General features: G+C 72.4%; 22 protein-coding genes and 1 tRNA gene. 7 read left to right on the top strand and 16 right to left on the bottom strand.

Features of this window, described 5'->3' with window-relative positions:
- Positions 1–34: 34 nt before the first annotated feature.
- Positions 35–1,735: a cell wall metabolism sensor histidine kinase WalK gene (locus tag DEJ23_RS12130; RefSeq protein ID WP_111240520.1), complete on the top strand. Its 1,701-nt coding sequence runs from the start codon at positions 35–37 to the stop codon at positions 1,733–1,735.
- 204 nt (positions 1,736–1,939) lie between these two features.
- Here DEJ23_RS12130 and DEJ23_RS12125 read toward each other — a convergent pair whose 3' ends face one another.
- The 7 genes from DEJ23_RS12125 to DEJ23_RS12090 all read right to left on the bottom strand — a co-directional run bounded on the left by DEJ23_RS12125 (position 1,940) and on the right by DEJ23_RS12090 (position 7,876).
- Positions 1,940–2,821 (bottom strand): hypothetical protein, encoded by an 882-nt coding sequence (locus DEJ23_RS12125; protein WP_146240289.1) that lies wholly within the window; start codon positions 2,819–2,821, stop codon positions 1,940–1,942.
- A gap of 279 nt (positions 2,822–3,100) precedes the next feature.
- On the bottom strand, positions 3,101–4,720 hold the full coding sequence (groL, locus tag DEJ23_RS12120) for a chaperonin GroEL (protein ID WP_111240518.1): 1,620 nt from the start codon (positions 4,718–4,720) through the stop codon (positions 3,101–3,103).
- A gap of 253 nt (positions 4,721–4,973) precedes the next feature.
- Positions 4,974–5,177, bottom strand: a complete 204-nt coding sequence (locus tag DEJ23_RS12115) for a cold-shock protein (RefSeq protein WP_058740472.1) — start codon at positions 5,175–5,177, stop codon at positions 4,974–4,976.
- Between the two features lie 171 nt (positions 5,178–5,348).
- Positions 5,349–5,948 (bottom strand): LytR C-terminal domain-containing protein, encoded by a 600-nt coding sequence (locus DEJ23_RS15485; RefSeq protein ID WP_146240288.1) that lies wholly within the window; start codon positions 5,946–5,948, stop codon positions 5,349–5,351.
- Entirely contained in the window at positions 5,945–6,238 is a 294-nt protein-coding gene (locus tag DEJ23_RS12100; RefSeq protein WP_258375500.1) for a DUF3263 domain-containing protein, read from the bottom strand. The genes DEJ23_RS15485 and DEJ23_RS12100 overlap by 4 nt, the downstream gene beginning before the upstream one ends.
- A gap of 97 nt (positions 6,239–6,335) precedes the next feature.
- Complete coding sequence (locus tag DEJ23_RS12095; RefSeq protein WP_111240515.1) at positions 6,336–7,412, bottom strand: DUF2332 family protein; 1,077 nt, start codon at positions 7,410–7,412, stop codon at positions 6,336–6,338.
- Positions 7,409–7,876 carry a GNAT family N-acetyltransferase gene (locus tag DEJ23_RS12090; RefSeq protein ID WP_111240514.1) on the bottom strand — a complete coding sequence of 156 codons (468 nt, stop codon included), beginning with the start codon at positions 7,874–7,876 and terminating at the stop codon, positions 7,409–7,411. Before DEJ23_RS12090 ends, DEJ23_RS12095 begins: the two co-directional genes overlap by 4 nt.
- A gap of 66 nt (positions 7,877–7,942) precedes the next feature.
- On the opposite strand from DEJ23_RS12090, the gene msrB reads away from it, so the two are divergent.
- On the top strand, positions 7,943–8,347 hold the full coding sequence (gene msrB, locus DEJ23_RS12085) for a peptide-methionine (R)-S-oxide reductase MsrB (RefSeq protein ID WP_111240513.1): 405 nt from the start codon (positions 7,943–7,945) through the stop codon (positions 8,345–8,347).
- Between the two features lie 36 nt (positions 8,348–8,383).
- Positions 8,384–8,459: transfer RNA gene (locus tag DEJ23_RS12080), tRNA-Thr, on the top strand.
- 34 nt (positions 8,460–8,493) lie between these two features.
- Here DEJ23_RS12080 and DEJ23_RS12075 read toward each other — a convergent pair.
- The 3 genes from DEJ23_RS12075 to DEJ23_RS12065 all read right to left on the bottom strand — a co-directional run bounded on the left by DEJ23_RS12075 (position 8,494) and on the right by DEJ23_RS12065 (position 12,085).
- On the bottom strand, positions 8,494–9,933 hold the full coding sequence (locus tag DEJ23_RS12075; RefSeq protein WP_111240512.1) for a glycosyltransferase family 39 protein: 1,440 nt from the start codon (positions 9,931–9,933) through the stop codon (positions 8,494–8,496).
- Positions 9,934–10,192: 259 nt separating this feature from the next.
- Positions 10,193–11,224, bottom strand: a complete 1,032-nt coding sequence (locus tag DEJ23_RS12070; protein ID WP_111240511.1) for an aldo/keto reductase — start codon at positions 11,222–11,224, stop codon at positions 10,193–10,195.
- 75 nt (positions 11,225–11,299) lie between these two features.
- Positions 11,300–12,085: an alpha/beta fold hydrolase gene (locus DEJ23_RS12065; RefSeq protein ID WP_111240510.1), complete on the bottom strand. Its 786-nt coding sequence runs from the start codon at positions 12,083–12,085 to the stop codon at positions 11,300–11,302.
- A gap of 23 nt (positions 12,086–12,108) precedes the next feature.
- Between DEJ23_RS12065 and DEJ23_RS12060 the strand changes: the two genes are divergently transcribed.
- Entirely contained in the window at positions 12,109–12,891 is a 783-nt protein-coding gene (locus tag DEJ23_RS12060) for an NAD(P)H-hydrate epimerase (RefSeq protein WP_111240509.1), read from the top strand.
- 32 nt (positions 12,892–12,923) lie between these two features.
- Here the strand turns inward: DEJ23_RS12060 and DEJ23_RS12055 are convergent, their stop codons facing one another.
- Both DEJ23_RS12055 and DEJ23_RS12050 read right to left on the bottom strand, forming a co-directional pair.
- Entirely contained in the window at positions 12,924–13,865 is a 942-nt protein-coding gene (locus DEJ23_RS12055) for a 2-deoxy-5-keto-D-gluconate 6-phosphate aldolase domain-containing protein (RefSeq protein WP_111240508.1), read from the bottom strand.
- A 65-nt stretch (positions 13,866–13,930) separates the two neighbouring features.
- The gene (locus DEJ23_RS12050; RefSeq protein WP_111240507.1) at positions 13,931–15,073 is read right to left on the bottom strand and encodes a glycerol dehydrogenase; all 1,143 of its coding nucleotides are present in this window, start codon (positions 15,071–15,073) and stop codon (positions 13,931–13,933) included.
- 90 nt (positions 15,074–15,163) lie between these two features.
- Between DEJ23_RS12050 and DEJ23_RS12045 the strand changes: the two genes are divergently transcribed.
- Positions 15,164–16,054 carry a neutral zinc metallopeptidase gene (locus tag DEJ23_RS12045; RefSeq protein ID WP_111240506.1) on the top strand — a complete coding sequence of 297 codons (891 nt, stop codon included), beginning with the start codon at positions 15,164–15,166 and terminating at the stop codon, positions 16,052–16,054.
- Positions 16,055–16,162: 108 nt separating this feature from the next.
- Here the strand turns inward: DEJ23_RS12045 and DEJ23_RS12040 are convergent, their stop codons facing one another.
- Positions 16,163–17,095, bottom strand: coding sequence for a thioredoxin domain-containing protein (locus DEJ23_RS12040; protein WP_181429243.1), 933 nt, complete (start codon positions 17,093–17,095; stop codon positions 16,163–16,165).
- Between the two features lie 248 nt (positions 17,096–17,343).
- Here DEJ23_RS12040 and DEJ23_RS12035 point away from each other — a divergent pair, with 248 nt between their 5' ends.
- Positions 17,344–18,444: an ABC transporter ATP-binding protein gene (locus DEJ23_RS12035; protein ID WP_111240504.1), complete on the top strand. Its 1,101-nt coding sequence runs from the start codon at positions 17,344–17,346 to the stop codon at positions 18,442–18,444.
- An 83-nt stretch (positions 18,445–18,527) separates the two neighbouring features.
- A complete protein-coding gene (locus DEJ23_RS12030) occupies positions 18,528–19,835 on the top strand; it encodes a DUF4032 domain-containing protein (protein WP_111240503.1) in 1,308 nt (435 codons plus the stop codon).
- A 77-nt stretch (positions 19,836–19,912) separates the two neighbouring features.
- Here DEJ23_RS12030 and rlmB read toward each other — a convergent pair whose 3' ends face one another.
- From rlmB to ispD, 3 genes are read right to left on the bottom strand one after another with little or no spacing between them, the layout of a single operon-like run.
- Positions 19,913–20,923 (bottom strand): 23S rRNA (guanosine(2251)-2'-O)-methyltransferase RlmB, encoded by a 1,011-nt coding sequence (gene rlmB, locus DEJ23_RS12025; protein ID WP_111240502.1) that lies wholly within the window; start codon positions 20,921–20,923, stop codon positions 19,913–19,915.
- Positions 20,924–20,951: 28 nt separating this feature from the next.
- Positions 20,952–22,361, bottom strand: a complete 1,410-nt coding sequence (gene cysS, locus DEJ23_RS12020) for a cysteine--tRNA ligase (protein WP_111240501.1) — start codon at positions 22,359–22,361, stop codon at positions 20,952–20,954.
- Positions 22,362–22,378: 17 nt separating this feature from the next.
- Entirely contained in the window at positions 22,379–23,548 is a 1,170-nt protein-coding gene (gene ispD, locus DEJ23_RS12015) for a 2-C-methyl-D-erythritol 4-phosphate cytidylyltransferase (protein WP_111240500.1), read from the bottom strand.
- Positions 23,549–23,550: the final 2 nt, after the last annotated feature.

Raw genomic sequence — 23,550 nt, 5'->3', positions numbered from 1 at the left:
TCACCGGGCGGTCGCCGCTTATCGTTGGGGCAGCATGCACACGCGAATGAGCCGCTGGTGGGACGGGATCTCCCTCCGCACCAAGATCACCGGGATCACGGTGCTCCTCGTCGCGCTCGGCCTGCTGGTCGCGGGCCTCGGCACCATGACGGTGCTGTCCACGTACCTGATGCAGCAGCTCGACAACACGGTCAAGCAGACGACCGAGCAGCTCGAGGGCCAGAACATCAGCGACGGCCAGCAGTACTGCAACCTCTCGGTGGTGCTGTCGCAGAGCGCCTACGTCGCCGCCTACGACGCCCGCGGCGACCAGATCTGTCAGACCCGCGCCTCGAGCCGTCCGGACATCCGCTCGCTCGACTTCACCGCCGCGGCCCAGACCTCCCAGCGTTTCTCGCTCTACGACAGCCAGCACGCCCACGAGTGGCGGGCGCAGATCATCCCGGCCGCGCTGCAGAACCGAGCGAGCGGCACCACGGAGACCGGGTACGTGCTCGTCGCGGTCTCGAGCGCCGACACCGACCAGACGATCGCCCGCTTCACCGTCATCTTCCTGGGCTTCGGCATCTCGGTGATCCTGCTCGGGGCCATGCTGACCCGGCTCCTCGTCACCGCCACGTTCGACCCGCTGCGCGACGTCGAGGACACCGCCGCACGCTTCGCCGCCGGGGACTTCAACCAGCGACTCGAAGCCGACACCCCGAACACCGAGGTCGGCCGGCTCAACCGCTCGCTCAACGCGATGCTGGAGCGGATCGACTCGGCGTTCGAGGACCGCGAACGCACCATCGACCAGATGCGGCGCTTCGTCGGCGACGCCTCGCACGAGCTCCGCACGCCGCTGGTGTCGCTCCGCGGGTACGCCGAGCTCTACCGCATGGGCGCGCTGCGCAAGGAGGAGGACGTCGCCCAGGCGATGGAGCGCATCGAGAAGGAGGCCCAGCGCATGGGGCTCCTCGTGCAGGACCTGCTCCAGCTCGCGCGGATCGACGAGTCGAAGCCGCTCGAGCTCGGGCCGGTCGACCTCGTCGCCATCGCCCGCGACTCGGCGCTCGACACCATGGCGTCCAACCCCGACCGCGAGATCCAGGTGCTCGTCGAGGACGCGGTGACGGGGGTCAGTGTGCCGCAGGCCGTGCGGCCCGCCCCGGCCGGGCCGTCCGACACCGGCGAGGCCCCGGTCTCCCCGCCCTCGGCCAACACCACCGGGCCGATCGCCTTCTCACGGCAGACGATCGCGCGGCTCCGTGCCCGTCGGAACCGGGCGATGGGCGTCGACGGCGCCACCCCGACCGACGCCACCACCCCGCTGCCGACCGTCGTGCTCCCGGCACGCCCGCCGATCGTCCTGGCCGAGGAGAACAAGATCCGCCAGGTCGTGACGAACCTGATGGGCAACGCGATGCGCTTCACGGAGCACGACGACCCGATCGAGATCGGCATCGGTGTGGACGACGAGCGCGGCATGGCCCACCTCGACGTCATCGACCACGGTGAGGGCATCCCGCCGCAGCTGCGCGACAAGATCTTCCAGCGCTTCTGGCGGGCCGACACCTCGCGTGCCCGTGACACCGGCGGCTCGGGCCTCGGTCTCGCGATCGTCTCCGGCATCGTGCAGGCGCACCACGGCTCGGTCGAGGTCTTCGACACCGAGGGCGGCGGGGCCACGTTCCGCGTCTGGCTCCCCCTGCTCCCCCGCGACTACAGCCCCACCCCGAAGTCCCCGGCCGCCTGACGCTGCACGCGCGGTCCCCCGCGCCGCCCCGGCTCCGGCTCCGTCTCCGGCTCCGGCTCCGGCTCCGGCTCCGGCGTTCAACCCGACGTTCTGGTCGCACAACTTGCCGCTCATCTCCGCCGGCGACGGCGCGTCGTGCGACCATAACGACCGGCGACGGCACGTCGTGCGACCAGAGCCGGCGAACACGCGCGTCCGACCGCTTCAGCCCCTGCCCCGGGCGGCGAAGGCCTGCCGGAGCCGCTCGACGAGCACGGCCGGACGACCCGCATCGGCGGCGGTCGCGTGGACGATGATCCAGCCGTTCACCGCGAAGCCGTTGCCGCGGCGCTGATCGTGGAGGAAGACCTCGCGCTCGCGGTGGTGGTCGCCGTCGTACTCGAGCGCGATGCGGAGCTCCGGCCAGCACATGTCCACGCGGCCGAGGAAGGTGCCGTGCTCGTCGTGCACGTCGCGGTTGAGCTCGGGTTCCGGGAACCCGGCGTCCACGACGTCCAGACGGACGAGTGTCTCCATCGGCGACTCGCTCCCGGGTCGGATGGCGTCGAGTGCCGCACGACCGAGCACGACCCCGTGCCCACGTGGGCGGAGCGACCGCGCGAGGTCCTCGACCGTGGCGAGTGCAGCACGCCCGACGAGGTGGTCCCCGAGCACGACGAGCGACCGGAGGTCGAACAGCGTCGCGCACTCCGCCCACGCACGAGCCGGCCCACTCACCGGCAGACCGCCGAGGACGACGGTGTCGCCGTCGGGTACGCGGTGCGCCCTGACCCCCGGGCGACGCATGAGGCTCGCAGGCCCGACCGTCGCGACGTGGACCGGTGGGTCGGTCCGATGCGCCCGCGGCACCGGAGCACCCCAGAGTCGGGCGGCCGTCACGTGGCTGAAGCGTTGGTCGGGTCGGAGCACCAGGGCGAGGCACTCGACGAGTGACACGTCGAGGTCGAGCGCGGCACGCACGCCGTGGGCCGGCCGGGCGAGGTCGGCTCGACGCATGCGGCTGCCGTTCTCCCCGCGCTCGCGAGCCTCCGACACCGTGAAGGCTCGCTCGGCCAGGTCTCGGGGCAGGGCACGAGGTCTCGACACGTCCGTAGCCTGCGGGAGAGGGCAGTGGACCGGCCCCGTGGCGGACGGAACTGTGGAGAGCCGCGGGTGCCGCGCCTCCTGTGCGGGAGAGCCGACCGAACTGTGGTCGCACGAAACGCCGCTGACCGCCGTTCCGGTCGCACGACGCGCCGTCGCCGCCGGAGTTGAGCGGCAAGTCCTGCGACCAGAAGCCCCAGCCGGCCCCGGGCCGCCCCCGGCCGGCCGGCACGCGGAAGGGCCCCGCACGCGCAGCGTGCGGGGCCCTTCCGGCTACCGTAACTAGAAGTCCATGCCACCCGTCGGGTCGCCGGCCGGCATGGCCGGAGCCTTCTCCGGCTTGTCGGCGACGACGGCCTCGGTCGTGAGGAACAGGCCGGCGATCGACGCGGCGTTCTGCAGCGCCGAGCGCGTGACCTTGGCCGGGTCGATGATGCCCGCGGCGACCAGGTCGACGTACTCGCCGGTCGCGGCGTTGAGGCCGTGACCCGACTCGAGCTCGCGGACCTTGGCGGCGACGACGCCCGGCTCGAGACCCGCGTTCAGCGCGATCTGCTTGAGCGGCGCGTCGATCGCGACGCGGACGATGTTCGCACCGGTCGCCTCGTCACCCTCGAGGGAGAGCGACTCGAGCGCGACGGACGCCTGGATGAGGGCGACGCCACCACCGGCGACGATGCCCTCCTCGACGGCGGCCTTCGCGTTGCGGACGGCGTCCTCGATGCGGTGCTTGCGCTCCTTGAGTTCGACCTCGGTCGCGGCACCCGCCTTGATGACGGCCACGCCACCGGCGAGCTTCGCGAGACGCTCCTGGAGCTTCTCGCGGTCGTAGTCGGAGTCGGTCGCCTCGATCTCGGAGCGGATCTGACGGACGCGGCCCGCGATCTGCTCGTCGTCGCCGGCACCCTCGATGATCGTGGTCTCGTCCTTGGTGATGATCACCTTGCGGGCCTTGCCCAGCAGGTCGAGGGTCGCGTTCTCGAGCTTGAGGCCGACCTCTTCCGAGATGACCTGGCCGCCGGTGAGGATCGCGATGTCCTGCAGCATGGCCTTGCGGCGGTCACCGAAGCCCGGGGCCTTGACGGCGACGGACTTGAAGATGCCGCGGATCTTGTTCACGACGAGGGTCGCGAGGGCTTCGCCGTCGACGTCCTCGGCGATGATGAGGAGCTGCTTGCCCGCCTGGATGACCTTGTCGACGACCGGCAGCAGGTCCTTGATGTTCGAGATCTTCGAGTTGACGATGAGGATGTACGGGTCCTCGAAGACCGCCTCCTGGCGCTCCGGGTCCGTGACGAAGTACTGCGACAGGTAGCCCTTGTCGAAGCGCATGCCCTCGGTCAGCTCGAGCTCGGTGCCGAAGGTGTTCGACTCCTCGACGGTGACGACGCCCTCCTTGCCGACCTTGTCGATCGCCTCGGCGATGAGCTCGCCGATGGTGGAGTCAGCGGCCGAGATCGACGCGGTCGCGGCGATCTGGTCCTTGGTCTCGATGTCCTTCGCGTTCGCGAGGAGCTGGTCGGAGACGGCGGCGACGGCCTTCTCGATGCCGCGCTTGAGCGACACGGGGTCGGCACCGGCGGCGACGTTGCGGAGGCCCTCGCGGACGAGCGCCTGGGCGAGCACGGTCGCGGTGGTCGTACCGTCACCGGCGACGTCGTCGGTCTTCTTGGCGACCTCCTTGACGAGCTCCGCACCGATCTTCTCGTACGGGTCGTCGAGCTCGATCTCCTTGGCGATGGAGACACCGTCGTTCGTGATCGTGGGGGCGCCCCACTTCTTCTCGAGGACGACGTTGCGGCCGCGCGGGCCGAGCGTCACCTTCACGGCGTCGGCCAGGGTGTTCAGGCCGCGCTCGAGGCCACGGCGGGCCTCCTCGTCGAAAGCAATGATCTTAGCCATGTGAGTTTCTCGTCCCTCCCGGACGTCGTCATGGGGGTCGTGCTGGCACTCAGCGTGAGCGAGTGCCAACGCCGATTCTGGCACTCGCCCGGTGTGAGTGCAACACAGCCTGGAGGCCCGGCTCGTCTTCCCAGGACACGTTGCGCCACGAGCGCGCCACGGCCGGGGCGACCCCGCGCGCCCGGCGGACGACCGCCCGACACAGCGAACGCGCCGCCCCTGACGGGACGGCGCGTTCGCTGTGGTCGCGGACTCAGGCGGGACGGACGGACTCGGCCTGCGGCCCCTTCGCCCCGGTGCCGACGTCGAACGTCACCGCCTGGCCCTCCTCGAGGACCTTGTACCCCGACATGTCGATTGCCGAGTAGTGCACGAACACGTCCTGGCCCCCTCCATCCACGGTGATGAAGCCGAAGCCCTTCTCGGCGTTGAACCACTTCACGGTTCCGTTGGCCATGATCTCTTGCTCCCTGGTGCTGCTGTTGCGAACGACGCAGTCGTCGTCTGGCGATGACTCTTGCCCAAGGGAAGCGGCAGGGCAAGAGGTGTGACGTTCTTTCACGACGATTCCGTCAGAAAGCAACGTGCTGGAAACACCCCTGTCACACAGCGCGGTCCGTAGAGCGCGTCAGCCGCCGTAGTCGGCGCCGAGCACGACGCTCACGTCGGCGTTCGGGAAGGCCGCCGACTGCTGGACCGCCGTGATGCCGAGTGCGTTCGCGATGCCCTGCGCCACGGCCTGCTGCTCCGGCTGCTGGTAGTAGACGGCGGAGGTCGTCGTGCCCGTCGTGCCGGCGTCCCCCGTCGACGCCACCTGCCACCCCGCGCTCGTGAGCGCGGTGCTCGCTCGGGCGGCGAGACCGGAGGTGGTCGTGCCGTTCAGCACCACGACGCTCGTCTCCCCCTGGTCGGCGGGCGACGCCGCGCCCGACGACTCCTGCGACGGCGAGGGGGTCTCCGACGGCTCCGACGACGCGGAGGGCTCGGCCGACGCGGTCGCCGACGGGCTCGAGGAGCGCGAGGGCGAGGACGTCGCTCCCGGGAACGAGTAGCTGCCGTTGAGGAGCGCGAGCACGAGCACGCCGGCGAGCACGAGCACGCCGGTGGCGAGGGCGGCCCAGGCGAACGCGATCCACCCGCGTCCGCGGCGACGGGCACCGCGGTGCGCCCCGACCCGGGGGCCGTCGGTCACGTCGTCGAAGCGGTCTCGCGGGAATCTCTCGGTCATCGTTCCTCTTCACGGGGATCGGGCGCGGGGGCGACGAAGGCACGTGCCGCTCGTGCTCGGGTGCGTGCCTGCCGGAGTCGCTGCAGCCGGCCGACCAGCTGCGGGTCGAGCGCGAGCGCGGCGGGCAGGTCGATCACGCGGTTGAGCACCTGGTAGTACCGCGCCGGCGACATGTCGAACTCGACCCGGATCTCCGCCTCCTTCGTGCGGTCGTGCTGCGCCCGGTCGTGCTCGAACGCGAGCACGCGCTTGTCGAGCTCGCTGAGCTCGTCGGTGGGGAGGGCGGTCACGGCACTTCCGGTCACGGTCGGGTCACGGGTCTCGCACATCGTAGGGGTGGTCGGCATCCGGACCCTGGCACGGACCTGGACTGTCGCGAAGCCCGGTTCAGGCTCCCGGCCGCCGGAACCAGCGCACGCGGACGCCGAACGGGTCGCAGACGGCGAGCGCGACGCCGTCGAGCGAGACCGTCGCGAACGCGTCCGGGTCCGCCGGGTCGACGTCGTCCGGCAGGGTCGCGGCCACCCCGCGCAGGATCCCGGTCCGCTCGAGCGCGACCCAGTGCACGCCCCGCTCGCGCATCCGGTCGACCACGCGCTGGCGGTCGGCCCCGGGCACGTACACGAGGGTGCCGGTGGTCAGGACGACGGGTCGCACGTCGTCCGGCAGGGCGTCCAGTGCGCGGTCCAGGTCGTCCGGCAGCCGGCCCCGGATCCGGACGGGAGGCACGGCGAGCGTCGCGCGCGCCGCCTCGCGCATCAGGGCGACACGGTCCGTCGCCTCGGGCGGGACCGCCTCGACCAGCCGGTCGAACGCGTGCGGCTCGGCGAGGTCGATCGGCTCCGGGTCGAGGGCGACGCGCGCACCGATGCGGATCGGCACCGCCGTGGGCACGGGGACGGTGCCGCTGACCTCCACGGTCAGGTGCACGGCGGGCTCGGCGACGGCGGTGTGCACCCGGACGCGGTCGGATCGCGCCCCGCCACGGACGTCGCGCCCTCGGGCACCGGGGTGCATCGTCCGCGAGGGGGCGCGACCGTCCCCGGGGGAGCCTGCGGGCACGTGGTCGAGGGTCACCCGGTCGGGGATCGAGCACAGGCCCGCCGCCGCACCCGCGTCCACCAGCCCGAGCGGGCGCTCGTCGGCCGCGGCGAGCGCGGCGAGGAGCGGGACCACGGGCCCGAGCCGCCGCGGGTCGTTGGCCTGCACCGTGGCGGAGGTGAGGGCCGCGACGAAGGCGGGGCGGGCCTCCCGGCCGAGCACGCGCAGCGCACCGGGGTCCGAGGGGTCGGCTCCGAGCCGACGCGCGACCGCGAAGACGAGCTCCGGTTGCCGCTGCTGCTCGGGGACGGCGTCGAGGAGTGCGACCAGGTCGTCGTCGACGGACCGCGCCCATGCGGCGTAGGTCGGGGAGACGGGGGCGATGCGGTCCGCGTAGGCGGCGTAGCGCGCTCGCGTGGTCACGGGCGGTGCATGCCGACGTGGCGGATGCCGGCCTCGTCGTAGGGGTCGCCGAACCGGACGAAGCCGTGCCGCTCGTAGAGGCCCGCGACGTACTCCTGGGCGTGGAGGACGAACGGCTCGTGCCCGTGCGCGTCGAGCACGGCGCGGACCAGCCGACCGGCGATCCCCTGCCCTCGGTGGTCCGGGTGCGTGGCGACCCGGCCGATGACCCAGGCCGGCGGCACCGCACCCCCCGGGTGGGCCTCGTCCGGGGCCGGTCGGACGAGCCGGAGGTACCCGACCGGATCGTCGTCCGCTCCGAACCACCAGTGTTCCGTCTCGGGGTCGCGGTCGCGGCCGTCGAGGTCCTCGGCGGCGACGCGCTGCTCGAGGGCGAAGACGCGGTTCCGCAACCGCACGATGCCGTACAGTTCGTCCGTCGTCAGGCGGGTCCAGCGGGCGTGGCGCACGGAATGCTCGGACATCGTCGCGAGTTTACTGAAGGGGTCGGGCGTCACCATCGAGCCCCGACCGGAAGCATGGAGGAAGCAATGGCGTACAACGTCGACAAGTCGGACGCCCAGTGGCGCGAAGAGCTCTCCCCGGACCAGTACGCCGTGCTCCGGCAGGCCGGGACCGAGCGGCCGTGGACGGGCGAGCTGCTCGACGAGGAGCGCGCCGGGATCTACACCTGTGCGGCGTGCGGCGCGGAGCTGTTCCAGAGCGGCACGAAGTTCGACTCCGGCTGCGGGTGGCCCTCGTTCTACGAGTCCGTCCGTCCCGAGGCCGTGCAGCTCATCGAGGACAAGTCGCTCGGCATGGTCCGCACCGAGGTCCGCTGCGCGAACTGCGGCTCGCACCTCGGGCACGTGTTCCCGGACGGCTTCGGCACCCCGACGGGTGACCGCTACTGCATGAACTCGCTGTCGCTGAACTTCTCCGAGAAGAGCGAATGAGACCCTGACGCGTCCGCCGCTAGGATGGGCGCGTCAGCCGGCATGGCGCAATTGGTAGCGCACCGTACTTGTAATACGGGGGTTGCGGGTTCGAGTCCCGCTGCCGGCCCCACGTCAGGACCACGTGTCGAGCCGTCCGCCGGCCGTCAGCGGACGTCGAGCGCGCCGTCCGCGCCCTGCACGATCCGACCGTCCGGGATCCAGACGACGATGCGGTCGAGCCGCACCCGCTCGAACGAGGAGCGCTCGTCGCGCAGCAGCTCGGCGACCTCCTCGGGCAACGGGAAGCGCCGGTCCCGCCCGACGACGATCGCCTCGAACGGCGCGTCCGCGACCTCGCGCACGCCACGGTCGCCGACGTACTGGTCGTAGTCGCTCGGGGTGATCGACCCGAAGAAGATCCGGCCGTCGCGGATGCCCTCGCTCCGCAGCAGCGGCACGAGACGCGCGACGCCCTCCGGCCGCGTCTGCCACACGGAGCGGGCGGTCGGGAAGCTGCCGACGAGCGCGACGACGACCAGGAGCGTTGCGATCGCACCGGTCAGCGGTCGCGGACGCAGGGCGGCCAGCCGACCCAGGCCGACCGCGGCGAGCAGGACGATCCAGGGCGTCCACGCGCTGTAGTAGGTCGGCAGCGCGATCTTCGCGGCGACCGTGTAGAACGCGACGAGCAGCACGAGCGGCGCCGCGAGGAAGACCACGAGCCGGTCCGGACGCAGGACGACCGCGAGCAGCACGCCGGTGGCGAGCACGACGAGCACCGGCAGCCCGACGCCCTGCAGCAGGAACCACCAGTTCGCCCACCAGGGCGCGAACTGGTGCGTCTCACCGGCGATCCTGACCAGGTGTCCGTGTTCGTTCTGCCCCGCCTGGAACGTGAGCATGTAGGTCACCGCGGACCGCATGCCCATCGGGGCGTACAGCGCGACCACCGTCACGACGAAGGCGACCGCCCAGACGACACCCCCGACGACGAGTGCGCGCCACCGTCGGAACAGGACCGGGGCGAGCAGGAACACGGGCAGCAGGACGAGCGTCGACGCCTTCGACGTCACCGACGCCGCCATGAGCACCGCGGAGAGCGGGAGCCACCACCACCGGCCGGACCGTGCCCAGACCCAGACGGCGAACAGCGCGGCGAGGGCGAAGAACACCATCACCGGGTCGAGGAGCGCGACCCGGTCGAGGCGCGCGCCCGCACCGCTCCGCGGCGTCAGCGTCCACAGCGCGGCTGCGGTCCACCCCGCCCAGAAGCCGACCTCGGCACGGAGCCACACGAACATGACGACCGCGCCGAGCACCACGAGGGCGGCGACGAGGACACGGGGCGCGGTGACGCCCTCCCCGCCGACGAGCTGCGCCAGACCGAACAGGTACTTCGCCGTCGGCGGGTGCTCGCGGTTCTGGTCGAACGCTCCGTGCACGTACGCGAAGCCGGCGCGGACGTAGGTCGCCTCGTCCCCACCGATGTTCTCGTCGGCGATGCGCCAGAAGCACTGGTACGCGGCCGCCAGGGCGAGCAGCACGAGGGCGACGAGTCGCACCTCCCGGCGGTCCTGGAGGACGAGGGCACGTCGGTTGGGCACCAGACGATCCTACGGGGGCGAGGACGGAGGGCCCGGACGCGGTCGTCCGGGCCCTCCGGCGCGTGGAACACGGATCAGGGGGCGTTCCGGGCGCTCGACGCGGTAACCAGCCGGTCGTGCATCGATGGTGACACCGGTCCGGGCGACGTGTCCATGGTTCTGCATCGATCCGCGCGATCCCGCACGGATCGATGCAGATCCACCGACGCGTCTGCGCTCCCGCTGCTGGCCCGCGGGGTGCCCGCCGGGCGGCTCCCGGTCAGCGCCCGCCGGTGATGCGGCGCTCGCGCTGTGCGACGCCCGCCGTGCCGTAGGGGTAGTCGTCGACGCGCGGTGCGCTGGCCTCGGTCAGGGTCCGCAGCTCGTCGTCGGTGAGCACGAGGTCGGCCGCTCCGAGGTTGTCCTCGAGCTGCGAGACCGTGCGGGCGCCCAGGATGACGCTGGTGACGGCGGGCCGGGCGAGGAGCCAGGCGAGGGCGACCTGCGACTTCGACGCACCGTGGGCCTCGGCGACCGTGGACACCGCGTCGAGCACCTTCCACGTGCGCTCGTCCGCGTTCCGGGCCTCCCACGCCTCCATGCCGCGCTGCGGGTTCTCACCGAGCCGCGTCGAGCCGGTCGGCGCCTCGTCGCGCTGGTACTTGCCGGAGAGCCAGCCGCCGGCGAGGGGCGACCACGGCAGCAGGCCGATGCCGGCGTCGAGGCAGGCCGGGACGACCTCGTGCTCGATGTCGCGGACGAGCAGGTTGTACTGCGGCTGCAGCGTCACCGGCGGCGCCCAGCCGTGGGCCTTCGCCTCGTACACGGCCTTCGTGACCTGGTAGCCGAGGTAGTTCGAGAAGCCGTACGAGCCGATCTTGCCGGCGGACACGGCGTCGTCGAGGAAGCGGAGCGTCTCCTCGATCGGCGTCAGGGCGTCCCACGCGTGCATCTGGTACAGGTCGATGGTCTCGACGCCGAGCCGTTCGAGCGATGCGTCGAGGGCACGCGACAGGTGGCGGCGGGACAGGCCGAGGTCGTTCGGGCCGTCGCCCTGCGGGAAGCGCCCCTTCGTGGCGAGGACGACCTGCTGCGCCTCGGTCGGGTGCGCGGCGAGCCATCGGCCGATGATGCGTTCGGACTCGTTGCCGGAGTAGACGTCCGCCGTGTCGATGAGCGTGCCGCCGGCGGCGACGAACGTGTCGATGATCTGGTGGGAGGTGGGTTCGTCGGCCTCGCTGCCGAACGTCATGGTGCCGAGGGTCAGCGTCGACACCGATGTCCCGCTGTTGCCGAGGAGTCTGTAGTCCATGGGCGGGACGCTACGCCCGGTCCCCTCCGCCAGCGAGGACCTGCCAGTACCCGTCATGGGGTCAGCGCCGCCCCCTCAGCGCCCCTCGGACAGGAAGGCGATCGCGCGCTCACGGAAGTCACGCGACGTGGGGGCGTTGAAGTGGTTCCGCCGCGGGATCTCGAAGAACGACGCGTCGGGTGCCGCCTCGGCCAGCCGCACGGCGCTGTCCCGGATGCCGTCCTCGCTGCCGGCCGCCATGAGGATCGGCTGGGCCGGCGCGTTCTCCGGCGTCGGCTCCACACTGTTCCGCATGCCCTCGACCATCGCGACGAGTGCTCGCAGGTCGTTCCCCTCGACGTTCGCCGCCATCTGCAGGTACCCGTTCGTGACGCGGTCCTCGGCCGGGGTGCCGTCGGCGATGTACGCCTTCGCCTGGTCGACGGCCACGCGGCGCATCGGGTCGGCGTCCGGGATCCCGCCGAGCACCGCCCGCGAGATGCGGTCGGGGATCCGCTCGGCGGTGTGCCAGCCGACCCGGGCCCCGAGCGAGTACCCGAGGAAGGCGACGTCGTCGAGCAGGTACGTGTCGATGACGGTGGTGACGTCGGCGACGAGCAGGTCCATCGAGTAGGCGGCCGGGTCGTGCGGCTTCGACGAGGCCCCGTGTCCGCGCTGGTCGAGCGCGACGACGCGGTAGCCGGCGCGGACGAGGTCGCGGGTCCAGCCGGAGGCGTGCCAGTTGAGGACCGCACCGGACGCGAAGCCGTGCACGGCCACCACGACGGGGGCGTCCGGGTCGCCGAAGTCGTACGTCGCGAGCTTCAGGCCGTCCGGGGACATCACGGCACGGGGACGGGGCGCTTCGGGGACGAGTGACATGGCGCGACCAGGTTACCGGGGGCATGGTGGTGGGCATGGACGGCTACGGCGGCGATCAGGTCCGGGCGGCGGAGCGGCCGCACCTCGAGGCGGGGGAGCCCCTCATGCAGCGAGCCGCGGACGGCTTGGCGCGGATCGTCGCCGACCTGCTCGACGACCCCGCGGTCCGCCCGCAGGACGGCCCGGGCTCGGTGCTGCTGCTGGTCGGCAGCGGCGACAACGGCGGCGACGCCCTGTTCGCGGGCGCACGTCTGGCGACGGCCGGGAGGCACGTGGCGGTGCTGCGGGTCGGGCCACGTGTCCACGAGGCGGGCCTGGCAGCCGCGCTGGACGCCGGTGCGCGCCTCCTGGACGCGCCGTCGGACCCGCGGGCCGACGCGACCGAGGCGGGGGCCGCGGACATCCTGCGCGCGGCAGCGGTCCCGGACGGCGAACGCCTGGCAGCGGCCGCCGCCGACGCAGCGGCCGGGGCCGACATCGTGCTCGACGGGATCCTCGGCATCGGCGCGGGCGGCGGCACGCCCCTCCGCTCCCCCGCCCGGCAGGTCGTCGACGCGATCCGGGAGCTCGCCCGCGACCAACGCGCCCCGTTCGTCGTGGCCGTCGACGTCCCGAGCGGTGTCGACGCCGACACCGGGGCGGTGGCGGATGACCACGTGCTCCACGCCGACGTCACCGTGACGTTCGGCGGTGTGAAGGCCGGTCTGCTCACCGGACCGGGGGCCACCTTGGCCGGGCGCATCGAGCTGGTCGACGTCGGCATCGGCGACGACCTGGCGGCGGTGGAACCGCTGATCAGCACCTGACGCCGCGCCGCCCCCGGGTCCCGGCCGGTGGGTCAGGCCGCGCCGGCGTCCACCCCGTGGACGACGTCGGGGCGAGCCTCGAGCCAGGTGTCGACGAAGTGCCGGTAGTTCGCGGCGATCAGACGCTCGGCCGCCTCGTGGTCCAGGCCCTGCTGCACCACGTCGTCGAGGGCGTCCTCCCAGTTGCTCCGGCCGATCGCGAAGCCGACGAAGCCGTCGACGGGTGCGGCGACCCGCAGCCAGTGGTCGAGCTGCTCCTCGGGGGCGTCGCGACCGAGCACGATGCACTGCACGCCGTCACGGCCACCGGCGCGGACCGCGGCGACGACCCGCTCGGCGTCCTCGCTGCGGTCGAGGCCCTCGAGCTTCCAGACGTCGGGCTCGACGCCGTGCTCCTGCAGGTAGCCGACCACCTCGACGACGAGCCCGGGCCGGACGTCACGGTCGTAGTCGTCCGTGGACGCCTGCTGCTCGTCGGTGCCGGGCACGAGCAGTTCGACCAGGAACGCCCGGTCGGCCTCGTGCAGGGCGCGGGAGACCTCGGCGAGCCGCTCGGCCTGGGCCTGCCGGTCACCCGCGTCGAACGCGGGGTTGTCCCGGACCAGGACCTTCACGAAGTCGGGGTCGAACGCGTCGACGTGCGCGATCCAGTCGTCGCCGTACTCGAGCTCGAACCAGTCGCGGCCGGAGCGCTCGATCGGCATCGCGAGCTGGAGCCCGGCCTCGCGGACGAGCCGGGCGACGTCGGCGCCGTAGCGCTCGTCGACGAGGACGCCGGTCCGCTCGCGCGACGCCCCCGCGGCGAGCGCGCTGAGCACCCCGCGGTAGACGAGCTGCTTGCCCGCGCGGACGCGTTCGGCGTCGGCCTCGTCGGCGGGCTCGCCGGACTCGTCACCGTAGGTGTGCGACAGGAGCGAGGACCGCTGGTCCATCGCGAGGAGGAAGAGGGGGTGCTGTTCGTCGAGGTCGGCCATGCCGCCATGCTGCTCGCACCCCCTGGCGTGCCGACTCAGTCGGCGTGGGCTCGGTCTGCTCGCGCTCAGTGGGCTCGGTAGGGCTCCGGCTCCGGCAGTCCGTGGGCGGCACGGATGCTGCGCGAGATCCCCTCGATGGCGACGAGCGCGTCGACGACGGCCTCGGCGGTCACCGGGAACGGCATGTTGTGGATGGTCTCGCTCTCCACGGTGGCCGCCTCGGCGACGGCCTGCAGCACGTCGCGGTCGTCGACGGCCAGCCCGATCTCGGTGAGCGTGTTCGGCAGGCCGACCTTCGTGGTGAACACGACGAAGTCCTCGATCTCCTCGGCTGGGGCGCCTTCGAGCACGAGCTGCGCGACGGTGCCGACGTTGACCTTCTGCCCGTGGGCGAGGCCGTGCGCCTGCGGTGCCGCGGTGAGGCCGTTGTGGATGGCGTGCGCGGCCGCGAGCCCGCCGGACTCGAAGCCCAGGCCGGACAGCAGCGTGTTCGCCTCGACCACCTTCTCGAGCGCCGGCGTGACGACCTTCGCCTGCACGGACTCGATGGCCTGCAGGGCGTTCTCGTGCAGGAGTCGCCAGGACAGCTCGGCGAGGGCGACACCGGTCTCGGTCTGCAGCCCACCCGCCATGGTGTCGGCGTTGGCGCGCTTCGCGGCCCTGGCCTCGACCCAGGTGGCGAGGGCGTCGCCGATGCCCGCGACGAGGAACTGCACGGGGGCGTTCGCGACGAGCTTCGTGTCGATGAGCACGAGGTCGGGGTTGTGCGGGAAGAAGCGGTACTCGATGAACTCGCCCTCCTCCGAGTACACGACCGCGAGCGCCGAGGTCGGTGCGTCCGTCGAGGCTGCGGTCGGCACGCTCACCCAGCGGACACCGGCGAGGTGCCCGGACGCCTTCGCGGCGTCGATCGCGGAACCGCCGCCGAGCCCGACGACCACGTCCGACCCCGTCTCGCGGATCGTCGCGGTGAGGTCGTCGATGGCCTGCGGGGTGGCGAAGCGCCCGAAGCCGACGCGTTCCACGGGCAGCCCGGCCCCGTCGAAGCTCGAGCGGACGGCGTCCTCGACGATGCCCCAGACGACGTCGTCGGCGACGAGCAGCGGACGCTTCCCGATCGGCGCGACGAACTCGCCGACCCGGGTGATCGCGTCCTTCCCCTGCACGTAGCGGGCGGGGCTCATCACGGTGCTGACGGGAGTGACCATGGTCCTGTTCCTTCCGGTTTGTGCGACATGTGTCGTCGGTCTTCGACGAGCCCGACGCTACGCGGGCCGGCTCCGGGTACGGTCGGCGGCATGACGTTCAACGAGGACTCGCAGCTCTCCGGCGGGAAGGTGCAGCGCCGCGGTCGGACCGCGGCGATCGGCGGGGGCGGCGTGGGCGTCGCGGCGATCGTGGTGTTCCTCATCGCGCAGTTCACCGGCGTGGACCTCAGCGGCATCGTCGGCAGCGACGGCACCACGCAGATCCAGCAGCAGGACCAGACGGTGCAGCCCGCCGAGGAGTGCCGCACCGGTCGAGACGCGAACCTGCGCGTGGAGTGCCGCATGGAGGGCGCTGCCGAGTCCCTCGACGACTACTGGAGCGACGAGGCCGGCACCCTCGGCATCTCGTACACGACGCCCGGGTTCGTGCTCTTCGACGGGTCGACCGGCACCGGGTGCGGGCAGGCCTCCGCCGCGACCGGACCGTTCTACTGCCCGCCCGACCGCTCGATCTTCCTCGACACCGCCTTCTACGACGACCTGCAGTCCCGCTACGGCTCGTCCGGCGGTCCGCTCGCGCAGATGTACGTCGTCGCGCACGAGTGGGGACACCACGTGCAGCAGCTCCAGGGCACGTTCGCGGACACCGACCGCTCGGGGACCGGGGCGTCGTCGGGCAGCGTCCGCGTCGAGCTGCAGGCCGACTGCTACGCCGGCGCCTGGGTGGGGTCGGCCGCCACGACCGAGGACGCGAACGGCGAGACGTTCTTCGAGCCCGTCACGCGGTCGCAGGTCGCCGACGCCCTGTCCGCGGCGAGCGCCGTCGGCGACGACAGCATCCAGGAGCGGGCCACGGGCCGCGTCGACCCGGACTCGTTCACGCACGGCTCGAGCGTGCAGCGACAGGCCTGGTTCGTCCGCGGGTACGAGCGCGGCGCGACCGCGTGCGACACCTTCAGCGTGCCGGGCTCGTCGCTCTGAGCACGTCGTCGGCCGCAGCGCGCCGACCCGCCAGGGACGGACGGGAGGCTCCCCACCGGTCCGGTGGGGAGCCTCCCGTCGGTCACGTCGCGGCACCGACCGCGTGGATCAGCCGGCGGTCGGGCTCGCCGAGGGCGTGCTGCGGGGCGACCGCGTCGACGAGGGGGTCGGCGTGGGCGTCGACTCCGTCGCGCCGGCCGCCGAGAGCACGAAGGTGCGGAAGTCGTCGTTCGTGATCGGCGAGGTCAGCTCGTACTGCTTGCCGTTCACCAGGACGAGGGGCGTGCCCGGGAACTCGCGGAGCGACGAACCGGGGATCTCCCCCTCGGTCACCTCGGTGGTGCGCTCGTCGACCCACTTCGCGTAGGTCTGGTCCGCGATGCAGTCGCGGATGGCGCCCTTGTCCTGCACGCCGTCGACCCCGGTGACGAGCTGCTGGAGCTGCGCGTCGGTCAGCCCCGTCGTCCCCTCCTCCGGCTGGCGGGCGAAGAGCGCCTGGTTCACGGCGAAGAACTGGTCGGGCGAACGGTCGGCCACGCACGCGGCGGCGTTCGCGGCGCGGAGCGAGTACTTCGTGCCCTGCGACCGGTTCGTCAGGACGGCGACCGGGTGGATGTCGACCGTGGCGGCGCCGGAGTCCACCAGGCTCGCGATGTAGTCGCCGTTCGCCTCCTCGAACGCGCCGCACGTCGGGCAGAGGTAGTCGACGTACATGGTGATGCGCACCGTGCCGGACCCGTCGGTCGCGCTCGGCGACGGCGACGCGGACGACCCGACGGCCTCGAGGTCCTGCCCGATCGTGATGCCGCCCTGCGACATCGTGGCGGGGCCGGGACCGGCGGGCTTCACCGAGTCGACGAGCACGAGCGTGACGATCGTCGCCGCGGCCAGGAGCACGACGCCGAGGCCGATCTGCAGCCCGAGACGGGTCCCGCGCTGCCGGCGCTTCTGCTGGGCCCGCGCGCGTTGGGCGCGCTGGCGTGCGGCTTCCCGTCGTTCGTTCCGCGCGGCGCGGGCGTCACCCTCGGGGAGGTTGGTCATGCGTCGTTGGTCCTCACGTAGTTGCCTGACGTCCGCTCGGCCTCCCCCGGACGCCGGACGGACCCGCCGATCGTAGTGGTCCTTCCTGGGACCAGCCAACCAGGCGGACCGGACACTGGCGCTCGCCCGGGAAGTCGTGTTGTATGAACAGCGATGGTCGACGGCGACCATCCGGGGCCCCCACGGGCAACCGCTTCACTACGGATCGTCCGGCACGTACCTGCCGGTGAAGGAAGGACCGAACGCTCATGGCGTCCGTCACCTACGACAAGGCAACCCGTCTCTACCCCGGAGGCACCCGCCCCGCGGTCGACTCCCTCGACCTGGACATCGCCGACGGCGAGTTCCTCGTCCTCGTCGGCCCCTCGGGCTGCGGCAAGTCCACGTCCCTGCGCATGCTCGCCGGCCTCGAAGAGGTCAACTCGGGCGCGATCCGCATCGGCGAGCGCGACGTCACCGACGTCCCGCCGAAGGACCGCGACATCGCGATGGTGTTCCAGAACTACGCGCTCTACCCGCACATGACCGTCGCCGAGAACATGGGCTTCGCGCTCAAGATCGCCGGTGTCGGCAAGGAGGAGCGCGCCACCCGTGTGCAGGAGGCCGCCAAGCTCCTCGACCTCGAGCAGTACCTCGGCCGCAAGCCGAAGGCGCTCTCCGGTGGTCAGCGTCAGCGCGTCGCGATGGGCCGCGCCATCGTCCGTCAGCCGCAGGTGTTCCTCATGGACGAGCCGCTGTCGAACCTCGACGCCAAGCTCCGTGTGCAGACCCGCACCCAGATCGCCTCGCTGCAGCGTCGCCTCGGCGTCACCACGGTCTACGTCACGCACGACCAGACCGAGGCGCTCACCATGGGCGACCGCATCGCGGTGCTCAAGGACGGCATCCTGCAGCAGGTCGGCACCCCGCGCGACCTGTACGAGAAGCCGAACAACGTGTTCGTCGCCGGCTTCATCGGCTCGCCGGCCATGAACCTGCTCCCGGCGGACGTCGTCGAGGGCGGCATCAAGTTCGGCACGCTGAACCACCCGCTCGACCGCGACACCCTGTCGAACGCCCGTGCCGGTTCGATCACCGTCGGCATCCGCCCGGAGGACGTCATCGTCTCCCCGTCGGGTGACGGCCTGCCGGTCACGGTCGACGTGGTCGAGGAGCTCGGCGCCGACGGCTACCTGTACGGTCACGCCGACGTGAACGGCCAGCGCGCCGACATCGTCGCCCGTGTCGACGGCCGCTCGCACCCGTCGATCGGCGACACGATCGTGATCTCGCCGAAGCAGGGCCACGTGCACGCCTTCGCCACCGAGTCGGGCGAGCGTCTCGACGACAAGGCCGTCGTCAGCGCGTAACACCGGAAGTCGAACAGGAGGCGCGGTGCCGGCGGGCACCGCGCCTCCCGTCTGTCAGACCACCGCACCGACTGGAGCCAACCGTGCCCGACTCCCTCTCCATCACCGCAGCGACCGTCGACCCCGGGCTGCTCGACCTGCCGTGGGACCTGCCGCTCGAGGACTGGCCGGACGACGTCATCGTCGCGCTGCCGAAGGGCATCTCGCGGCACCTGGTGCGCTTCGTGCACCTGAGCGGGTACGTCGCCGCGGTCAAGGAGACCGGCGAGGAGGTCGCGCGGGCCGAGTACGAGATGCTCCGCACCCTGCAGCGGATGGACGTGCCGTGCGTCGACCCCGTCGCCGTGATCACGAACCGGGTCGACGCCGACGGGGAGCCCCTGCACCCGGTCCTCGTCACCCGACACCTGCGCTTCTCGCTGCCGTACCGGGCGCTGTACTCGCAGACGCTGCGCCCGGACACCGCCACGCGACTCGTCGACGCCCTCGCGCTGCTGCTCGTCCGCCTGCACGTCATCGGCTTCTACTGGGGCGACGTCTCCCTGTCGAACACGCTGTTCCGGCGTGACGCGGGCGCCTTCGCCGCCTACCTGGTCGACGCGGAGACCGGCAAGCTCTACCCGGGCGGACTGTCGAACGGGCAGCGCGAGAACGACCTCGAGGTCGCGCGGGTGAACATCGCCGGTGAGCTCCTGGACCTCGAGGCGGGCGGGCGGCTCGACGAGAACGCCGACCCCGTGGACGTCTCGAACCGGATCGTCGCGCAGTACCGGACGCTCTGGAAGGAACTGACCGGCACGGAGCAGTTCGACGTCAAGGAGCGCTGGCGCATCAACGACCGCGTCGAGCGGCTCAACGCGCTCGGGTTCGACATCGAGGAGCTCTCGATCCACACGACCGAGGGCGGTTCGCAGGTGCGGATCCAGCCGAAGGTCGTCGACGCCGGGCACCACCAGCGCCGGCTGCTGCGCCTGACCGGCCTCGACGCCGGCGAGAACCAGGCCCGCCGACTGCTCAACGACCTCGACGCGTACCGGGCGCGGAACGGGCGCGACCAGCTCGACGAGGAGATGGTGGCGCACGAGTGGGTGTCGCGGGTGTTCGAACCCGTCGTCCGCTCGATCCCCCGCGACCTGCGTGGTCGGCTCGAGCCGGCGGAGGTGTTCCACGAGCTGCTCGAGCACCGCTGGTACATGTCGCAGGAAGAGGAGCGCTCGGTCTCGCTCCCGGAGGCCACCACCGCGTACATCAACGACGTGCTGCGGCACCGTCGTGACGAGCGGTTGCTCATCAACCCGCCGACGTCGTCGATCACGTTGCCGATCCCGGTGCTCGACGACGACGGGGTGTCGGACGAGGACGACGTCGAGGACTGGCGCGCGTCGGTGTAGTCGGACGGACAGGAGGCCCGGTGCCGGTCCCCGGGACCGGCACCGGGCCTCCTGGCGGTGCGCTGGTGCGGCCTGCGCTACTCGGCGCGACGGCGTCGGGCGACCTCCCACAGGGTGACGCTCGCGGCGATGCCGGCGTTCAGGGACTCGGTGGCGCTCGAGATCGGGATCGAGACGACCGCGTCGCAGGTCTCGGTCACCAGGCGCGACAGGCCCTTGCCCTCCGAGCCGACGACGATCACGATCGGCCGGTCGGCGAGCTCGAGCTGATCGAGCTGCACGTCGCCGTCGCCCGCCAGGCCGAGCACGAAGAGCCCCATCGACTTCAGCGACTTGAGGGTCTGCGTCAGGTTCGGGGCCATCGCGACGGGCGTCCGGGCAGCGGCACCGGCACTCGTCTTCCACGCGGAGGCGGTCACACCCACCGAGCGGCGCTGCGGCACGATGACGCCGTGCCCGCCGAAGGCCGCGGTCGAGCGGATGATCGCACCGAGGTTGCGCGGGTCGGTGATGCCGTCGAGCGCCACCATGAGCGGCACCTGGTCGCGCGAGAACGCGCGCTCGGCGATGTCCTCGGCGACGGCGTACTCGTACGCGGGCACCTTGAGCGCGACGCCCTGGTGCACGCTGTCGTGCCCCGTGATCCGGTCGAGCTCCGGACGCATGATCTCCATGATCGGCACACCGCGGTGGTTCGCCAGCGCCAGGATCTCCTTGACGCGGTCGTCGACCTCGATGCGGGCGGCGACGTAGAGCGTCGTCGACGGCGTCTTCGTGCGCAGGGCCTCGAGCACCGAGTTGCGCCCGGTCACGAGCTCCGAGTCGTCGGCCTTGCGCTGCGGCGGCCGGCTCGTGCGCTGCTGCGGCGAGCTCGATGCGCCGTGCCGACCACGGGCCGCGTCGAGCCGCTCCTTCGCCGCCTTGCGCTTGCCGGCCGGGTGGTACGGGCGGTCCTCGGCCTTGGGCGTCGGCTTCCGGCCCTCGAGCGCCTGCGCGCCCTGGCCGCCGGAGCCGACCTGCTTGTTGCCCTTGCGGCCGGAGCGGACGGCGCCCGGCCGGCCCTTCTTGCTCCCCGAGACGTTCTTCATTGCTCTCTCCTGTCCGGCACGGCCGTTGTCAGGCGATGCTCCAGCGTGTTCCTGCTGCGGTGTCCTCGATGGTGATCCCCGCGGCTGCGAGGTCGTCGCGCACCCGGTCCGCCGTGGCGAAGTCGCGTGCCGCACGGGCGTCGGCGCGCTCCTGCACGAGGCGGTCGACGAGCGCGGCGAGCGGTGCGGCCGAGACGTCCTGCGCACCGCCGGACCAGTGGGCCGCTCGCGGGTCGATGCCGAGGACCTCGACCATCGCGGCCACCTGATGGTACGCGGTCCCGAGCGCTTCCGCATCGTCGGCGTCGAGGGCCGCGTTCCCCGCGCGGACCGTCTCGTGCAGCACGGCGAGGGCCTGGGGCACCGCGAGGTCGTCGTCCATCGCGGCCGCGAAGGCCTCGGGCACGGACGGGGCGTCCCGGAGCACGACCCCCTCGAGCCGCGGTTCGGCGCGCGAGAGGAACCCCTCGATGCGGTCGTACGCCGCCTCGGCCTCGGTCAGCGACCCCTCGTGGTGGTCGATCGACGACCGGTAGTGCGCGGCGCCGAGGAAGTAGCGGACGACCGCCGGCCGGGCGGACCCGAGGAAGTCGGCTGCGAAGATCGAGTTGCCGAGCGACTTCGACATCTTCTGTCCCTCGACGGTCACCAGCCCGTTGTGCAGCCAGTACGACGCGAACGCGTCACCGGCCGCGGTCGACTGCGCGAGCTCGTTCTCGTGGTGCGGGAAGCGCAGGTCGAGCCCGCCGCCGTGGATGTCGAACGCGGGGCCGAGGTAGCGCCGTGACATGGCGGAGCACTCGATGTGCCAGCCCGGGCGTCCCGGCCCCCACGGCGAGTCCCAGGTCGCGGTGGCGGGCTCTCCCGGCTTCGCGCCCTTCCAGAGCGCGAAGTCCCGCGGGTCGCGCTTGCCCCGCGGGTCGGCGTCCGCCGCCTCGACCATGTCCTCGCGACGCTGCCGGGTCAGGGCGCCGTACGCCTCCCAGCTGCCGGTGTCGAAGTAGACGTCGCCCGACCCGTCGGACGCGGCGTACGCGTGACCGCGGTCGACGAGCCGCTCGATGATCTCGTGCATCTGCGGCACGCTCGCGGTGGCCCGCGGCTCGTAGGTCGGGGCGAGGATGCCGAGGGCGTCGTACGCGGCGGTGAACTCCCGCTCGACGCGGTACGCCCGCGCGAACCACTGCTCGTCGGTGCCCGCGGCGAGGTCGAGCACCTTGTCGTCGATGTCGGTGACGTTCCGCACCAGGGTCACCCGGTAGCCGCGGTACGTCAGCCAGCGCCGCCAGATGTCGTAGACCAGGGCCGAGCGCAGGTGACCGATGTGCGGCGACGACTGCACCGTCGGTCCGCACACGTACATGCTCACCTGTCCGTCGACCAGGGGGACGAGGTCGACGACGGCTGCGGCGCGGGAGTCGTACAGGCGAACGGTCACGGCCCAAGCCTAGGACGTCAGACCGGTCGGACGACGGCCGTCGCGATCGCGGCGAGCCCCTCGCCGCGCCCGGTCAGGCCGAGGCCGTCCGTGGTGGTGCCGGAGACCGCGACGGGAGCGCCGACGACCGCGCCGAGGGCCGCCTGCATCTCGTCGCGCCGGGCGCCGATGCGGGGGCGGTTCCCGATCACCTGGACCGTGACCGAGGTCGGGACGAGTCCGGCCTGCAGCAGGAGCTCGACGGCCCCGCGGACGAAGACGTCCCCGGAGGCGCCGGCGTACCGCGGGTCCGACGTCCCGAAGCGCGCACCGATGTCACCGAGGCCGCCGGCGGACAGCAGGGCGTCGCAGACCGCGTGCGCCACGGCGTCACCGTCGCTGTGCCCGGAGAGGCCGGCCTCGCCCGGGAAGTCGAGCAGGCCCACCCGGCACGGCGACGCCGCGTCGAAGGCGTGCACGTCGACCCCGAGGCCGACACGGACGACCGGTGCCGAGCCGGCGGCGACCTGTCGGTCCGCGACGAGCGCCTCGGCGCGTGCGAGGTCCCACCTCGTCGTGACCTTGAACGCGTCGGCGTCGCCCGGGACCGTGCGGACCGTGCCGCCGGCGGCCCGGAACACCCCGGCGTCGTCGGTCTCGGACTGCACGGCGACCGCGTACGCGGCCCGCAGCGCGCCCAGCGGGAAGACCTGCGGCGTCTGCACCCCGACGAGGGCCGACCGGTCGACGGTCTCGACCACGACGTCGCCCTCGACCCGCTTGACCGTGTCCGTGACGGGCAGGGCCGGCACGACGCCGTCCCCGGTCTCCCGCGCACGGGCGAACACCGCGTCGAACTGCGCGGCCGGGGTCAGGCAGCGCGCGGCGTCGTGCACGCCGACCCACTCGACGCCCTCCGGCAGGGCGTCGAGGCCCGCCTGCACCGAGGCGTGCCGGTCCGCGCCGCCGGCGACGACCGCGGTGAGGTCGGCCGCGGGCCCGGCGACGGCGGTCACCAGCGCGCGGCACTCGTCGAGCCGGGCGGCGGGGGCGACGACCACGACGGCGGTGGGTTCGGCGAGCGTGAACACCGTCCGGAGCGCCCGGGTGAGCATCAGCTCGCCGGCGACCGGGACGAACGCCTTGGCGTCCCCGATGCCGAGCCGGGTGCCGGAACCCGCCGCGACGACGACGACCGCCCTGCTCACCC

This window comes from Curtobacterium sp. MCSS17_008, assembly GCF_003234185.1.
Lineage (GTDB): Bacteria > Actinomycetota > Actinomycetes > Actinomycetales > Microbacteriaceae > Curtobacterium.
Note: the sequence above shows the minus strand (reverse complement) of the source record. Positions and strands in the feature narration are given on the sequence as shown.

Excerpts from the sequence above, each read along its gene's own strand:
- DEJ23_RS12090 (WP_111240514.1), bottom strand. The coding sequence starts at position 7,876 with ATGTCCGAGCATTCCGTGCGCCACGCCCGCTGGACCCGCCTGACGACG.
- DEJ23_RS12130 (WP_111240520.1), top strand. The coding sequence starts at position 35 with ATGCACACGCGAATGAGCCGCTGGTGGGACGGGATCTCCCTCCGCACC.
- DEJ23_RS12055 (WP_111240508.1), bottom strand. The coding sequence starts at position 13,865 with ATGGCCGACCTCGACGAACAGCACCCCCTCTTCCTCCTCGCGATGGAC.
- msrB (WP_111240513.1), top strand. The coding sequence starts at position 7,943 with ATGGCGTACAACGTCGACAAGTCGGACGCCCAGTGGCGCGAAGAGCTC.
- DEJ23_RS12065 (WP_111240510.1), bottom strand. The coding sequence starts at position 12,085 with ATGTCACTCGTCCCCGAAGCGCCCCGTCCCCGTGCCGTGATGTCCCCG.
- groL (WP_111240518.1), bottom strand. The coding sequence starts at position 4,720 with ATGGCTAAGATCATTGCTTTCGACGAGGAGGCCCGCCGTGGCCTCGAG.
- DEJ23_RS12040 (WP_181429243.1), bottom strand. The coding sequence starts at position 17,095 with ATGACCAACCTCCCCGAGGGTGACGCCCGCGCCGCGCGGAACGAACGA.
- DEJ23_RS15485 (WP_146240288.1), bottom strand. The coding sequence starts at position 5,948 with ATGACCGAGAGATTCCCGCGAGACCGCTTCGACGACGTGACCGACGGC.
- DEJ23_RS12060 (WP_111240509.1), top strand. The coding sequence starts at position 12,109 with ATGGTGGTGGGCATGGACGGCTACGGCGGCGATCAGGTCCGGGCGGCG.
- DEJ23_RS12035 (WP_111240504.1), top strand. The coding sequence starts at position 17,344 with ATGGCGTCCGTCACCTACGACAAGGCAACCCGTCTCTACCCCGGAGGC.
- DEJ23_RS12050 (WP_111240507.1), bottom strand. The coding sequence starts at position 15,073 with ATGGTCACTCCCGTCAGCACCGTGATGAGCCCCGCCCGCTACGTGCAG.
- DEJ23_RS12045 (WP_111240506.1), top strand. The coding sequence starts at position 15,164 with ATGACGTTCAACGAGGACTCGCAGCTCTCCGGCGGGAAGGTGCAGCGC.
- DEJ23_RS12070 (WP_111240511.1), bottom strand. The coding sequence starts at position 11,224 with ATGGACTACAGACTCCTCGGCAACAGCGGGACATCGGTGTCGACGCTG.
- rlmB (WP_111240502.1), bottom strand. The coding sequence starts at position 20,923 with ATGAAGAACGTCTCGGGGAGCAAGAAGGGCCGGCCGGGCGCCGTCCGC.
- DEJ23_RS12115 (WP_058740472.1), bottom strand. The coding sequence starts at position 5,177 with ATGGCCAACGGAACCGTGAAGTGGTTCAACGCCGAGAAGGGCTTCGGC.